This is a genomic window from Bordetella ansorpii, from assembly GCF_900078315.1.
Classification (GTDB): domain Bacteria; phylum Pseudomonadota; class Gammaproteobacteria; order Burkholderiales; family Burkholderiaceae_B; genus Bordetella; species Bordetella ansorpii.
The window spans coordinates 227,224-241,876 of sequence record NZ_FKBS01000017.1 but is presented as its reverse complement, the minus strand read 5'-3'; the positions used below and the strand labels follow the sequence as shown (position 1 = coordinate 241,876).

General features: G+C 69.1%; 12 protein-coding genes. 6 read left to right on the top strand and 6 right to left on the bottom strand.

Going from position 1 to position 14,653, the window contains the following annotated elements; genetic code table 11:
• Window positions 1-103: 103 nt before the first annotated feature.
• The 4 genes from A7W11_RS28360 to A7W11_RS16090 all read right to left on the bottom strand — a co-directional run bounded on the left by A7W11_RS28360 (window position 104) and on the right by A7W11_RS16090 (window position 4,260).
• On the bottom strand, window positions 104-274 hold the full coding sequence (locus A7W11_RS28360; protein WP_173678824.1) for a hypothetical protein: 171 nt from the start codon (window positions 272-274) through the stop codon (window positions 104-106).
• A 76-nt stretch (window positions 275-350) separates the two neighbouring features.
• Window positions 351-1,313 (bottom strand): aldo/keto reductase, encoded by a 963-nt coding sequence (locus A7W11_RS16100; RefSeq protein WP_066415103.1) that lies wholly within the window; start codon window positions 1,311-1,313, stop codon window positions 351-353.
• Between the two features lie 153 nt (window positions 1,314-1,466).
• On the bottom strand, window positions 1,467-2,981 hold the full coding sequence (locus tag A7W11_RS16095; RefSeq protein WP_066415100.1) for a putative bifunctional diguanylate cyclase/phosphodiesterase: 1,515 nt from the start codon (window positions 2,979-2,981) through the stop codon (window positions 1,467-1,469).
• A gap of 166 nt (window positions 2,982-3,147) precedes the next feature.
• Complete coding sequence (locus tag A7W11_RS16090) at window positions 3,148-4,260, bottom strand: calcium:cation antiporter (RefSeq protein WP_066415091.1); 1,113 nt, start codon at window positions 4,258-4,260, stop codon at window positions 3,148-3,150.
• A 292-nt stretch (window positions 4,261-4,552) separates the two neighbouring features.
• Here A7W11_RS16090 and A7W11_RS16085 point away from each other — a divergent pair, with 292 nt between their 5' ends.
• A complete protein-coding gene (locus A7W11_RS16085; protein WP_066415088.1) occupies window positions 4,553-5,125 on the top strand; it encodes a DUF4142 domain-containing protein in 573 nt (190 codons plus the stop codon).
• Window positions 5,126-5,200: 75 nt separating this feature from the next.
• On the opposite strand, the gene A7W11_RS16080 is transcribed toward A7W11_RS16085, so the two are convergent.
• Window positions 5,201-7,078, bottom strand: a complete 1,878-nt coding sequence (locus A7W11_RS16080; protein ID WP_066416104.1) for an ABC transporter ATP-binding protein — start codon at window positions 7,076-7,078, stop codon at window positions 5,201-5,203.
• A gap of 352 nt (window positions 7,079-7,430) precedes the next feature.
• Complete coding sequence (locus tag A7W11_RS16075; protein ID WP_066415084.1) at window positions 7,431-9,233, bottom strand: uracil-xanthine permease family protein; 1,803 nt, start codon at window positions 9,231-9,233, stop codon at window positions 7,431-7,433.
• 235 nt (window positions 9,234-9,468) lie between these two features.
• Between A7W11_RS16075 and A7W11_RS16070 the strand changes: the two genes are divergently transcribed.
• The 5 genes from A7W11_RS16070 to A7W11_RS16050 all read left to right on the top strand — a co-directional run bounded on the left by A7W11_RS16070 (window position 9,469) and on the right by A7W11_RS16050 (window position 14,636).
• Complete coding sequence (locus A7W11_RS16070) at window positions 9,469-10,686, top strand: acyl-CoA dehydrogenase family protein (RefSeq protein ID WP_066415082.1); 1,218 nt, start codon at window positions 9,469-9,471, stop codon at window positions 10,684-10,686.
• A 100-nt stretch (window positions 10,687-10,786) separates the two neighbouring features.
• Window positions 10,787-11,590 carry a MetQ/NlpA family ABC transporter substrate-binding protein gene (locus A7W11_RS16065; RefSeq protein WP_066415081.1) on the top strand — a complete coding sequence of 268 codons (804 nt, stop codon included), beginning with the start codon at window positions 10,787-10,789 and terminating at the stop codon, window positions 11,588-11,590.
• Between the two features lie 46 nt (window positions 11,591-11,636).
• Complete coding sequence (ssuE, locus tag A7W11_RS16060) at window positions 11,637-12,227, top strand: NADPH-dependent FMN reductase (protein WP_066415080.1); 591 nt, start codon at window positions 11,637-11,639, stop codon at window positions 12,225-12,227.
• Window positions 12,228-12,288: 61 nt separating this feature from the next.
• Window positions 12,289-13,464, top strand: coding sequence for an FMNH2-dependent alkanesulfonate monooxygenase (ssuD, locus tag A7W11_RS16055; protein ID WP_066415078.1), 1,176 nt, complete (start codon window positions 12,289-12,291; stop codon window positions 13,462-13,464).
• Entirely contained in the window at window positions 13,461-14,636 is a 1,176-nt protein-coding gene (locus tag A7W11_RS16050; RefSeq protein WP_066415076.1) for an acyl-CoA dehydrogenase family protein, read from the top strand. Before ssuD ends, A7W11_RS16050 begins: the two co-directional genes overlap by 4 nt.
• Window positions 14,637-14,653 lie beyond the last annotated feature (17 nt).

Below are 14,653 nucleotides of genomic sequence, written 5' to 3'. Positions count from 1 at the left end.
ACGGCAGCAGGCGCGACGAGCGCCATCCCGCCCTGGCTCGGCATCATGTCCGTCGGATGCCGGAGGCTCCAGCAATTATCGTGCCGCGTGGCGACGAAGCGGATCAGTGGCCGGTGGCCGGGTAATTGGGGCCGGGATCGCTGAAGCCGCCGTTGCTGTAGGGATTGGCCGCGCCGGGATGCGGCGGGCCAGGGTGGGAGAAGTCCTGGCCGGCACAGCCGGCCAGCAAGGCGGATAGCGCCAGGGCGCAGAAAGCGGATACGCGAGCGGTCATGCCAGTCTCCTGACGTAGCGGCGCAATGCCCTCATTGTGGCCCCTTGCGATCAGCGGTCAAAGTGCCGTCTTCGCATCAGGCCGGGGCGCTGGCCTTTTCCAGCGCGGCCATGTCGGCGGGCGACAGCGTCAGCGCGGCGGCGCGGGCGAAGCTCTCGACCTGGTCGCGGCGCGTGGCGCTGGCGATCGGGGCGGTGACGCCTTCGCGGGCCATCAGCCAGGCCAGCGCCACTTCGGCCGGCTTGGCGTTCTGGCCCGATGCTACCTGTTGCAGCGCGTCCAGGACCGCCATGCCGCGCGGGTTGAGGTACTTCTTCTCGATGCCGGCGCCGCGCGCGCTTTGCGACAGGTCTTCCTTGCCGCGGTATTTGCCCGACAGGAAGCCCGAGGCCAGGCTGTAGTAGGTGACCACGCCCAGGCCCTCGCGGATGCACAGGTCGCGCAGCGCGCCGTCGAACGAGGCGCGGTCGTACAGGTTGTACTCGGGCTGCAGCACCTGGTAGGCGGGCAGGCCGTGCTGGCGCGCGGTCTCCTGGGCGCTGAACAGCAGTCCGGCATCGTAGTTGGACGTGCCGATGGCGCGGATCTTGCCCGCGCGCAGCAGTTTGTCGTAGGCGCCCAGGGTTTCTTCGTGAGGGGTGCCGGGATCGGGCCAGTGCGAGAAGTACAGGTCGATGGTCTCGATGCCCAGGCGCGCCAGCGAGTCTTCCACGGCGCGTTCGATCCACCCGGCCTTCAGGCCTTTGTGGCCGGGCTGGCCCATGTCGGCGCCTACCTTGGTGAAAATGACGACGCGGTCGCGCATGCCTGGGCGCGCCTTCAGCCATCTGCCGATGATGGTTTCCGATTCGCCGCCCTGGTTGCCGGGGGCCCAGCGCGAATAGACGTCGGCGGTGTCGATGGCGTTGAACCCATGGTCGACGAAGGCGTCCAGCACATCGAAGCTGGCGGCTTCGTCGATGGTCCAGCCGAAGACGTTGCCGCCGAATACCAGCGGGGCGATGTCCAGGCCGGTCTTTCCCAAGGGGCGCTTCTGCATGCGTGTACTCCTGACGGATGAAGAGGGGAGGAAGGAAGACGCGCGCCGCGCCGCGCCGTTCGTGATGGCAAGGCGCAGCCGGCCGGCGCGGCGCGGGGATCCTTTTTCAGGATAACGCGTGGCGCTGAACCCGCCATGAAAGCACCGTCTGCCTCAGGCGGCCCGGAAATAGTCCAGCGTGCGTCCGGCATTGACGGACAGGCCGCCGGCCTGGCCTTCCTGCACGCCGGAATCCAGCAGGTCGGGCGCGGCGGCGCCGACACCGTCCGCGCAGACCACCGTGCCCAGGCCCTGGCCCAGGCCGACCAGCGCGCGCACCAGGCGGGCATTGGACTCGTCATCCATGTGTTCGACCAGGCGGCGGTCGATCTTGACCTTGTCGAAGCGGAATTCGCGCATGTGGTACAGGTTGGAATAGCCCGTGCCGAAGTGGTCCAGCGCGATGCGGACCCCGGCCTGCCGCAGCGGGTCGATCAGGTTGCGCGCGGCCCCCGGATCCTGCACGATCATGTTCTCGGCAATATCGACCTGCAGCCGCGAAGGCGGCAGGTCGGCGTGGCGCAGGCGCTGCAGGATGCCATCGGCCAGTTGCAGGTCTTTCAACTGGCCCGGCAGGATGTTGATGGCCAGCGTGACATCGCCAGGCCATTGCAGCGCCACTTCGCAGGCCTGCTCCAGCAGCCGTTCGGCCAGCAGGTGGACCAGGCCGGTTTCCTCGGCGATGGGCAGGAAGCGCTCGGGCGGCAGTTCCTCGCCGTCCTCCGCGATCCAGCAGGGCGTGGCCTCGAAACCCACGATCCGGCCGCTTTGCAGGTCGTGGGCGGGAATGAAACGCGGCTGCACCCGGCCGTCCAGGATGGCGTCCTTGAGCAGGCGTTCCAGTTGCGCGCGCTCCTGCACCAGCCGGTCCATCTCTTCCTCGAAGAAGCGGAACGCCGAGCGCCGTTCGGCCTTGGCGCGATACAGCGCCACGTCGGCCTTGCGCACGGCCTCTTCGGCGGTGGCGGCATTGCCGGGCAGCAGGGTGATGCCGATGCCCACGCCGATGCTGTGCGTGCTGCCGCCCGCCACCAGCGGTTCGGCCAGCCCGTGGATCACGCGCAGCGCGATGCCCGAGGCCGAGTCCGGCCCGGTCAGGTGCTGGGCCAGGATGACGAACTCGTCGCCGCCCAGCCGCGCCACCATCTCGTCCGCGCGCACCGCGCCGAGCAGGCGCTGCGCCACCACGACCAGCACCGCATCGCCCACGTCGTGGCCGCGCACGTCGTTGACCTGTTTGAAACCGTTGAGATCCAGCAGCAGGATGGCGTGCACCGCGCCGGCCGACGGCGGCGAGGCGACCGCCACGCGCAGCGCCTCCTCGAACAGGCGGCGGTTGGGCAGACCGGTCAGGGGATCCTGGTAGGCCAGTTCGCGGGCCTGGCGCTCGGCGTGCTGGCGCCGCGCGATCTCGCGCTTCTGCTCGTAGTAGCGGCGCAGCGAGAACAGCAGCAGGCCCAGCATCAGCATGCCGCCGACCAGCACCGCCTCGTCCAGCTCGACGACCTGTTCCGCCGGATCGGTGCGCGCCTCGGCCAGGAACAGGTCGAATTCGTAGCAGAAGTAGCCGAGCACCACGATCACCATCGCCAGCACACCCAGGTCCGCCAGGCTGACGCGGTGCTTCATGATGAATCGCCCGAGGCGTAGCCAACTGCCGGGGGGCCGTGACGCCGTATCCGGGGCCGCGCCGCCGGTTCCGCGAGCGAATCGGTGCTGTCCATTCATCGAGGCCTCGGGAATGAGAAAGGAGTTTTCCCGCTGATTTTCCCCCTCTGGCGGGGGCGGTCAAGCCCTAGAGCCCCATCAGCGCCAGCACGACGAAGGTGGCGAACAGGATGAAATGGGTCATGCCCTCGATGGCGTTGGTCTGGCCGTCGTTCAGGTTGATGGCGGCCACGATCAGGGTGACCAGCATCATGACCGTCTGCAGGGGCGACATGGCCATCTGGAACGGCTGTCCGTTGTAGAGGGCCAGCGCTTCCATCAACGGCACGGTCAGGATGACCGTCGCCAGCGAGGCCCCCATGGCGATGTTGACCACCGACTGCATGCGGTTGGCCAGGGCGGCGCGCAGCGCGGTCAGGATCTCGGGGCTGGCCGAGATGACCGCCACCACCAACGCGGGCAAGGCGGGCGGGGCGGTGATGCCTTGCAGGGTGGCGCCCAGCGTCTGCGCCATCACTTCCGACAGCGCGCCGATCACCAGCAGGCCCGCCGCCAGGATGGCCGCCGAGGCGCGCACGGGCAGCGGCGGCTGGGGCGCATCGATCGCGCCGCCCGCGGCGGGCCTGGCGCGCCGACGGGGCTTGTCGGGATAGCTGTAGCTGAAGAAATAGCTGTGTGGCCCGGTCTGCATGCGCAGGAAGACGGCATACAGCGTCACCATCGCCACGATGGTGAAGAGGGAGTACACGTGCCAGGCATGCTCGGGAATGAACTCGGGCACGACCATGGAGACGGTGACGGCGGTCAGGATCATCACGCCGTAGGTGCGGCCGGAATCGTCGTTGTGCGACTGCTCGCCGTACTTGATGCCGCCCATCAGCGCGGCCAGGCCCAGGATGCCGTTGATGTCCAGCATGACGGCGGCGTAGATCGTGTCGCGCACCAGCGTGGGCGAATTCTGGCTGGACATGACGATGCCCAGCACCACCACTTCGACCAGCACGGCCGACAGCGTCAGCACCATGGTGCCGTAGGGATCTCCCACGCGTTGGGCGATGTGCTCGGCGTGCGCGGCCACCCGCAGCGAGGCGCAGATGATGGCGGCGACCAGCAGGACGGTGGCCAACGCGGCCGTCGCCGTGCCGCCATGCACCATTCGTCCTTCGAACAGATAGGCCAGGCCCGCGCAGAGCGCCGCGATCCACAGCAGGGTTTCTTCCTTGGCCAGGCGCGACAGCATGAGCGAACACTCCGGTGCAGGGCCGGCGCGCGGCGGCCGGCGGGGATGGGCAGGGCGACAGGATGCCACGCGCTGCCGCGGCGTGCAAAAAAAGCCCCCACGCCGCGCCTTCGGCTTGCTGCCCCCCAAGGGGGCTTTTTTGCCTTGGGGCGGCCCGGCGGCAAAAAAACATGCCTTGCGCGGGCGGCTTGCGCCGCAGGGGCTGGGCACGGCAGTTGCTAGGAATCCATCACCGGCTGCGGTGGCCCGACGGCCCCGATGGTGTTCCGGCAGACCTTTCGGAGGAAATACGATGAAAATGCAAACCCTGGCGATGAGCATCCTGGCGGGCACGACCCTGGCCCTGGCGCAACCCGCTTTCGCACAGAAGGCGCCCACCACGCCCGCGCCCGCCGAAAGCCCCGCGGGCACGCAGAAGCTCGACAGCGCGGACCGCGACTTCCTGGAAAACGCCGCGCAGGCCGGCCACCTGGAAGTCGAAGGCAGCAAGCTGGCCGCCACCAAGGCCAAGTCGGCGGACGTGAAGGCATTCGCCGAGAAAATGATCGCCGATCACGGCAAGGTGGGGCAGGAACTGGATGCGCTGGCCAAGAGCAAGGGCTACACGCCGCCCACGGAGCCTTCGATGATGCAGAGGGCCAAATTGAAGACGCTGGACGTGCGTGACGAAAGTTTCGACAAGGCCTATGCCGATTCGATCGGCGTGTCGGCGCACGAGGACGCTGTCGAGCTGTTCACCAAGGCCTCGAAGGAAGCCAAGGATGCCGACGTGAAGGCCTTCGCGGCCAAGACGCTGCCGGCCCTGCAGGAGCACCTGAACATGGGCCGTGAACTGCAGAAGAAGGTCGGTGACAGCGCCAAGTAGCCGTGGCGCGCCGCAGACTTTCCGTCGGCCGGCCCGCATGCGGGCCGGCTCGGCGCGGCGCAGGCCGCCCGCCCGTCACGCAGGCAGGCCCGGCGTATCGTCCTCGTAATCGGCCTCGGCGCGGGCAGGGACCGGCTGCGCGCCGTCGTCCAGCGTCAGGCCGCGCGTCAGTTCGAGCGCCTGGCGCTCGAACAGGCGGCGGTACAGGCCATCGGGCAGCCGGATCAGCGATTCGTGGCTGCCTTCCTCGACGACTTCCCCGTGGTCCAGCACCAAGAGCCTGTCCAGCGCGCGCACGGTGGAAAGGCGGTGCGCCACGACCAGCGTGGTCCGGCCGACCATCAGCCGCTCCATGGCTTGCTGAATCAGCACCTCGCTTTCGCTGTCCAGGCTGGAGGTCGCCTCGTCCAGGATCAGGATGGGCGCGTCGGCCAGGAAGGCGCGCGCGATCGCCACGCGTTGGCGTTCGCCGCCCGACAGCTTGATGCCGCGCTCTCCCACCAGTGTGTCGTAGCCCTTGGGCAGCGCCTCGATGAACTCGTGGGCGCTGGCCAGCCGCGCCGCCGCTTCGATCTCGGCGCGCGAGGCGCCGGGCCGGGCATAGGCAATGTTGTCGGCCAGCGTGCGATGGAACAGCACCGGCTCCTGCTGCACGATGGCGATCTGGCTGCGCAGCGACTCCTGGCGCACGCGCGCGATGTCCTGGCCGTCGATGGTGATGGCGCCGCCATTGATGTCGTACAGGCGCTGGATCAGCTTGATGAAGGTCGTCTTTCCCGAACCCGAATGGCCCACCAGGCCCACGCGCTCGCCCGGCGCGATGCGGATCGAGAAGTCGTCGTACAGCGGCCGCGCATGATTGCCGTAGCGGAACGTGACGTGGTCGAAGCGGATCTCGCCTTGCCCGATGCGGATGGCGGGCGCGCCGGGCGCATCCTCGATCCCCAGGGGCTGGGCGTCCAGCGACACCAGTTCCTCCATGTCGTTGACCGAGCGCTGCAGGTTGCGGATGTGCATGCCGACTTCGCGCAGATAGCCTTCGAGGATGAAAAACATGGTGAGCGCGAAGGTGATGTCGCCGACCGTGGCTTCCTTGCGGACCCACAGCAGCAGCGCCACGCCCAGGATGGCGACCTGCATGGCGGTCAGCATCAGGCCTTGCAGGCCGCCGTTCAACGTGCCGCGCCGCCAGGTGCGGCGCGTGCGGCTGCGCCATTTGCCGATGACGCGGTCCAGCCGTTCTTCCTCGCGCTGTTCGGCGCCGAAGGCCTTGACCACGGGATTGCAGCTGATGGCGTCGGCCAGCGCGCCGCCCATGCGGGTGTCCCAGGCATTGGCCAGGCGCGCCGACGGCGCGACGAAGCCCAGCGACACCGCGCAGGTGATGCCGATGTACAGCACGGAACCGATGCCCACCACCAGGCCCATCACCGGCCAGTGCCAGCCCAGCAGCACGGTGGCGCCGACCAGCATGGCGACCGAGGGCAGCAGCGCCACCAGCAGCGTGTCGTTGAGCAGGTCCAGCGCCCACATGCCGCGCGTGATCTTGCGCACGGTCGATCCGGCGAAGCTGTTGGCGTGCCAGTCGGTGGAGAAACGCTGCACCTTGTGGAAGGCGTTGCGCGCGATGTCGCTCATCATGCGCAGCGTCAGGCTGATGATGTTCATGTAGACGAACTGGCGCAGCACGGTGCCGGCCAGGCCGAGCGCCGTCAGCGCCCAGAACGCGGCGATGGCGGCGTTCCAGGCGACCGTTTCGCCGCTGGCGCCCGAGGCCAGCGCATCGATCAGGCGGCCGGCATACAACGGCGTCATCACGTCGGACAAGGCCGCCAGCAGCATCAGCGAGGCAATGGCGGCGATGCGCAGCGGCTGCCGCAGCCAGTGGCGGAAGGTAAAACCAAGGACGTCCTTGAAGACTTGTCCGCGGAAATCGAGTTTTTTGCGAGTCATGACTGCGCCCCGGCCGGCGTTGTGCGCCATTGGGGTTCCCTTGAGCGAAAAAACGAACACGGCCGCGTGGGCGGCGTGGGCAAACAGGCTGGAATTGCATGGGCTGGCGCGGTGGATCGCGGCAGCCCGGACTGCGGGGCGGGAGGGGGAAGACCGGGTAGGGTCGGACCTAGCGCCGCGGCATGGGATGTGGGGAGGCGGGTCGTACGATGAGCATGAAACGCCTCCTGGTGAAAATTGAGGAAATCGGCGCGGAGCCTGAAGAAATCAGCGCACCTGCCCGGTAAATGGGCTTAGGGATTCTACTAGGTGCGCTGTGGTATCGGCAAGCCCCAGGGCTGCGGGTGCGCGCTCAATGGTCGAAATGCAGGCGGAAATAGGCCTGTCCGTTGCGCTGGCCCGCGCTCAGGCGGTCGGCCAGGCGTTGCAGCAGGACGGCGGAAACGCCGGGCAGGACGCGGTCCAGCGCGGCCTGGAAGGCGTCGTCGTCCTGGTCGAGCAGGTCGGCCGGGGCAGGGGCGTGGCCGGCCAGTTGCAGCGGCGCGCCGCTGTGCAGCAGTTCGATGTCCAGGTTGTATTCGTCGAAGCTGCCGCGGATGCGCGCCACGTGACGATCTCCGCCCGCGGCGGCAATGGCCTCGGCGGCTTCCAGCGTGGCGGCCGCGGCGCGGCGCACCACGTCCCGGCGCGCGCCCCAGGCCGCGCCCTGGGTCTCGACGAAATCGACCAGGGCGCCGGCCAGCCCGCCCGCCGCGGGATGCGGCGCGTGCCGGGCCGTGTCGTCCGGCAGCGCGGCCAGATCGCGCTCGGCGCGGCGCGAGGTGCCCAGGCGGAACATCAGGTTCAGCACGATGGCGGTCAGCCCCGACACGATGACGCTGCTTTCCACCAGGAAGCGCATCGACGCCGGGAAGTGGCCGGGCAGGCCGGGCACCAGCATCACGCCCACGCCGGCCACGAAGGACAGGCCCACCATGAAGGTGCCGCGCGCGTCGATGGCGCGCGAGGCGATCAGTTCGACGCCCGAGACGATGAGGTAGGCCGCGGCATAGATTTCGACGGCCCCGATCACCGGGGTGGGGATCAGCGTCAGCGCCAGCATGGATTTCGGCACCAGCGCGGCCAGGGCCAGCAGGGCGCCGGCGGCCAGGCCGACGTAGCGTGAGGTGGAGCGGCTGATGTGGGCCAGGGCGATGTTGGCCGACGAGGTGACGCTGGGATAGCCGCCGAAGAAGCCGGCGGCGATGTTGGCCAGCGAACCCGCGCGCATGCCGCGGCCCACCATGCGCATGTCGGCGCGTCGCCAGTCCGCGTCGTCCATCTTGTCCAGCAGCACTGCGGTGCCCAGCGTGTCCAGCTGCACCATCACCGACAGCAGCGCCACGGCGACCAGCAGGCCGGGGTCCACGCCGAACACCGGCGTCACCAGCGAGGGCAGCGCGAACAGCGGGGCCGCGGCCAGTTCTTCGCCGCCGTGCAACTGCCCCAGCGCGCCCGACAGCGCCACGCCGGCCAGCACGCCCGCCAGCAGCGCGAACAGCTTCATGCGGCGCGTGCCCCAGACCGACAGCACCACGATGACGGCCAGCGTGACGCCGCCCACCAGCAGGCTGCCGCCGTCGAATTCGTCGCCCTGGAGCCCCGCGGTGTGCTGCAGGGCCGGCGCGATCAGCGACAAGCCGGTCACGCAGACCACCACCCCCGCCACGGTCGGTGGGAACAGGGCGCGCAGCCGGGGAATGACCTGCCCGATGAACAGGCCCACCAGGCCGTTGACGATGCCGGCCAGCACCAGGCCGCCCGGCCCGTACTGCACCAGCAGCGTGCCCGCGATCATCACGATGATGGCGTCGGGCATGTGCACGATCAGCGCGCCCGCGCCCGTGCGGCTGCCCCAGGCCTGCAGGAAGGTGGCCAGCCCCATGCCCAGCACGGTGGCCGTGACCAGGCTGCTGGTGTCCTGCACGGACAGGCCGGCGATGCGGGCGCTGGCCAGCACATAGGCGATCAGGCCCAGCGCGGTGGCCGCATGCTGCAGTGCGAGGCCCAGCAGGGCGCCCGTGCCGGGGCGCTCGTCGGCCGCGTAGACCAGGTCGGGCGGACGGCGTCGCGAGGGGGACGACGGAGGCAGGCGCAGGCGGGACAGCAGCGGCATGATGGGCGGGGACGGGTCGGAACCGGGCCGTATTATCGGCGCATTGCCCGGACTTGACGAGGGGCTTTTCCCTAGGGCCTGGGCGCGCGCGGCGGCATATCGCCGCGGCCCGCGCACGGTTCATGCGCGCTTTCCGGGCGGCATAAGCAATCGCGTTTTTCTTCGTCGTGCTGCCGCGGCCGATGCTCCACACTGCCCGCAGTTTTCATCGCATCGGCAAGGAGGCCGTACGGACATGGATACGATTCTGGGCGTCGAGGGCGACACCCGCCGGCACGCCGCGCTGGCGCAACTGCCCGAACTGGCCCGCCGCATCGGCGAAGAGGCCGTGGCGCGCGAGGCACGGCGCGAACTGCCTTATTTCGCCTTCGTGCTGTTCCGCGATTCGGGCCTGGGCGCGCTGCGCATCCCGGCGGAGCTGGGTGGGCTGGGCGGTTCGTTGCAGGACGTGTTCGAGGTGATCGCCACCCTGGCCGCCGAAGAGTCCAACGTGGCGCACGCGCTGCGGCTGCACTTCGACGTGACGGAGACGCTGCTGTTGGGCGCGCGCTCGGCGCATACCGATCTGCAGGTGCAGCGCGTGCTGGAAGGCGCGGTCTACGGCGGCGCGGCCACCGAACTGGGCACGGCGCGGCCGGGCGTGATCGAGACGGTGCTGGTCCGCGATGGCGACCACTACCGCGTCACGGGCCGCAAGTACTACTCCACGGGCACGCTCTTCGCCGACTATGCGCGGATCAATCTGCGTGACGAGCAGGGCGAGAACGTGGTGGCTTTCATCCCGGTGGCGCGCGAGGGCGTGCGCGTGCTGGACGATTGGGACGGCATGGGCCAGCGCATGACGGCCAGCGGCACGCTGGAGCTGGACAATGTGCGCGTGGACGCCCATGAAGTGCTGCCGCGCGTGCCCGGCAGCCTGCTGGGCCGGCATACCGGCGCATTGCGGCAATTGCATCTGGTGGCGGTCGCGGCGGGCATCGTGCGGCGCATCTTCCGCGATGCGCGCGATTACGTGCTGGCGCACGGCAGGCCCGTGCAGCATAGCCCGGCCGCCACGGCGCGCGAGGATGCCTTCGTGCAGCAGGTGGTGGGCGAACTGTCGGCGCAGAGCCTGGCCATCGACACGCTGGTGCGCGAGAACGCCCGCGCGCTGGACCGCTCCGCCGATGCGATCGCGGCCCACGCGCCCGATGCCCAGGCGCTGGTGCTTGACAGCGCGCTGATAACGGCCAAGACGCAGTTGATCGTGTCGCAGTTGGCGCTGCGCGCGGGCGAGCGGCTGTTCGATGCGGGCGGCGCGTCGATGACGGCGAAGCGGTACAACTTCGACCGCCATTGGCGCAATCTGCGCACGATCGCCAGCCACAATCCGTTGTCGCACAAGACGCGCGTGCTGGGCGATTACCACCTGAACGGCACCACGCAGCACCTGGAGGAAGGCAAGGTCTTCTGATGCCGCGCGGCACATAACGACATGCCGACTAAGTATTTTTCGGCATGAAAGACGCGGTGCAGAATCCCTTCGATCCAATACCAGGAACGAAGGGTTCTCGATGCATAAGTTCATGCGCAGGATGGTGGGTGCGGTGGCCGTTTTTTCCGTGTTGTCCGCAACGGCCATCGCGGCAGACAAGACCGTCATCAAGGTCGGCGTGTCGGTCGGTTCGGGCGAGAAGATCTTCGAGGTGGTCAAGCGGGTGGCGCAGCGCGAGGGCCTGAAGATCGACGTGGTCGTGTTCAACGACTATCAGTTGCCCAACGCGGCGCTGGCCGCCGGCGACCTGGACGCCAATGCCTTCCAGCACAAGCCTTTCCTGGACAACCAGATCAAGACGCGCGGCTACGACATCGTGCCCGCCGGCCTGACGGTGACCGCGCCGCTGGGCTTCTATTCGCGCAAGATCAGGGCGCTGCAGGACCTGCCCGAGGGGGCGTCGGTGGGCGTGCAGAACGATCCCTCCAACGGCAACCGTGCCTTGCTGCTGCTGCAGGCCTACAAGCTGATCACGCTCCGGCCCGAGGCCGTCAGCGGCAATACCGCCACCCCGCAGGACGTGATCGAGAACCCGCGACGCCTGAAGCTGGTGCCGCTGGATGCGGCCCAACTGCCGCGCTCTCTGGATGACCTGACCGCCGCCTCGATCAACAACGACTACGCCACGCAGGCCGGCCTGGTGCCTGCGCGGGACGCCATCGGCCGCGAGTCGCCCACCGGTCCGTACGCCAACCTGATCGCCGTGCGCCGCGCGGACCAGGATGCGCCGTGGGTCAGGCGCCTGGTGGCGGCGTATCAATCGCCGGAGGTCCGGCAGTTCATCGAGACCGAGTTCAAGGGCTCGCTTGTACCCGCGTTCTGACGCGCGGGCCCGGTCTTTCTATCCCATTCATACGTTGTCTCCTGATATGAGCATCCTGACTTTGGCCGGCAGCCCGTCCAGCCGTTCGCGTTCCTCCGCCTTGCTGCGCCATGCCGCCGAGCGCCTGTCCCAGCGGGGGCAGGTGATCCGCGAGGCGGGCTTGCGCGACATCCCCGCGGAAGACCTGATCGAAGGCCGCTACACCAGCCTGGCCGCCGCCAATCTGCGCCGCCGGGTGGAAGCCGCCGATGTGCTGCTGGTCTCCACACCGGTCTACAAGGCATCTTTCTCGGGTGGCCTGAAGGCGGTGCTGGACCTGCTGGACGAGCGGTCGCTGGCCGACAAGATCGTGCTGCCCATCGCCACGGGCGGCAGCCCCGCGCATCTGCTGGCGCTGGAGTACAGCCTGAAACCCGTGCTGTCCGCCTTGGGCGCGCGGCACATCCTGGCAGGGGTCTACGCCACCGACAAGCAGGTGCACTTTTCCGAGGACGGGCAGACCTTGATCGACGAAGACGTGCGCCTGCGGCTGGACGAGGCGGTCGATCGCGTCGTTCTGCACCTGGCGCCCGCCAAGGCGCCGCAGGAGGCCATCGACCTGGGCCGCCTGGTGGCGGGCGGACAACTGGGCATCTGATCCCTCTCAATCCCGGGCCGGCGGCGTTGCCGCGGCCCCGTACGGCAAGAAGCGAGACATCATGGACATCCTCTGGTTCATCCCCACGCATGGCGATTCGCGCTACCTGGGCACAACGGCCGGCGCGCGCGCGGGCAGCCATGACTACTTCCGGCAGATCGCGGTGGCTGCCGACACGCTGGGCTACGACGGCGTGCTGTTGCCCACGGGCCGCTCCTGCGAGGACGCCTGGGTGGTCGCGTCCAGCCTGATCGACGCCACGCGCAGGCTGAAGTTCCTGGTGGCGGTGCGGCCGGGCGTCAGTTCGCCGCAGATGGCGGCGCGCATGGCGGCCACGTTCGACCGCCTGTCGGAAGGCCGCCTGCTGGTCAACGTGGTGACGGGGGGCGACCCGGGCGAGCTGGAGGGCGACGGCGTCTTCGTCGATCACGACCAGCGCTATGCCATCACGCGCGATTACCTCACCATCTGGCGCGGGGTGTTGGAAGCCAGCCATCATGCGGGCGACTACAGCCTGGAGGGCGAGCAACTGACGGCCAAGGGGGCCAAGGTGCTGTATCCGCCCGTGCAGAAGCCGTATCCGCCGTTGTACTTCGGGGGCTCGTCCGAAGCGGCGCATCAGCTGGCGGCCGAGCAACTGGACGTGTACCTGACCTGGGGCGAACCGCCCGACGCCGTGCGCGCCAAGATCGACGACGTGCGCCAACGCGCCGAGCGCCTGGGACGCAAGGTGCGCTTCGGCATCCGCCTGCACGTGATCGTGCGAGAAACGCAGGCGCAGGCCTGGGCCGCGGCCGACGAGCTGATCAGCCATCTGGACGAAGACACCGTGAGGTCCGCCCAGTCGGCCTTCGGCAGGATGGACTCCGAAGGGCAGCGCCGCATGGCCGCGCTGCACGGCGGCAAGCTGGACGATGGCAAGGGCGGGCGCTCGCATCTCGAGGTGTCGCCCAACCTGTGGGCAGGCGTGGGACTGGTGCGTGGTGGCGCCGGCACCGCGCTGGTGGGGGATCCGCAGACCGTGGCCGCCCGCATCCAGGAATATGCCGACCTGGGCATCGAGACCTTCATCTTCTCGGGCTATCCGCATCTGGAGGAGTCTTACCGGTTCGCCGAATTGGTGTTTCCGTTGCTGCCGGGCAAGGCGAGCGCGGTGGCGGGCAGCGGCGTGCTGACCGGTCCGTTCGGCGAGGTGATGGCGACCGAGCTGGTGCCCAAGGCCGCGGCGGCGCGATGATGCGGGACTTCCAAGATACCGTGCGCGCTCTGGTCGATACGCTGGCCGGGCAACTGGCCGAGACGGCCGTCGAACGCGACCAGGCGGGCGGCCATGCCGTGCACGAGCGCGAACTGATCCGCGCCAGCGGCCTGCTGGCGCTGTCCGTGCCCCGGCAATATGGCGGCCAAGAGGCGCCGTGGTCCTTCATCCTGTGGGCCATCCGCCGGCTGGCGCAGGCCGACAGCGCCCTGGCGCATCTGTTCGGATTCCATCACCTTCAAGTGGCCGGCGTGCTGCTGTACGGCCAGCCTGGGCAGCACCAGCACTTCCTGCCCGTCGCGGTGCGTGATCGCCAGTTCTGGGGCAATGCGCTGAATCCGCTGGACAGGCGCGTGGCCGCGTCCGAGGACGGGGCGGGTTTCCGCCTGAATGGCGTGAAGCGCTTCAGTTCGGGTTCCGTGGGCTCGGACGTGCTGACGTTGTCGGCGTGGCACGAGCCCTCGGGCACGGCGCTGATCGGCGCCTTGCCGACCGATACGCCGGGCATCGGCGTGCAAGCGGACTGGGACGCCTTCGGCCAGCGCCAGACCGACAGCGGCACCGTGCGGTTCGACAACGTGCGCCTGGACCCCGTGCAGGTGTTCCAGCGGCCGGGCGCCACGCCCGCACCCCGGGCCACGCTGCGTTCGCAGGTGGCGCAACTGATCGTCACCAACCTGTACCTGGGCATCGCGCAAGGCGCGCTGGCCGAGGCGCGGCGTTTCGTGCAGGAAGAGGCGCGGCCCTGGTTCGCATCTGGCGTGGCGCGGCAGGCCGACGACCCCTACGTGCAGGAGCGCTTCGGCGAGTTCCGCCTGGCGGTGCGCGCGGCCGAGGTGTTGGCCGACGTGGCCGGCACGCGGCTGGACGCGGCGCTGGCGCGCGGGGAGGCCGTCACCGCCCTGGAACGCGGCGAGGTCGCGGTGGCCGGCGCCGAGGCCAAGGTGTGGGCGCACCGCGCGGCGCTGAAGATCGGCGCCGAACTGTTCGAGACCACGGGCGCCCGCTCGACCTCGGCCCGCTACGGCTACGACCGCTACTGGCGCAATGCCCGCGTGCACACACTGCACGATCCGGTGGCCTACAAGATCCGCGACCTGGGCCGCTACGCGCTGGACGGCGTGCTGCCCGAGCCCACGGCCTATTCCTGAACCTGACCCAGACCGGA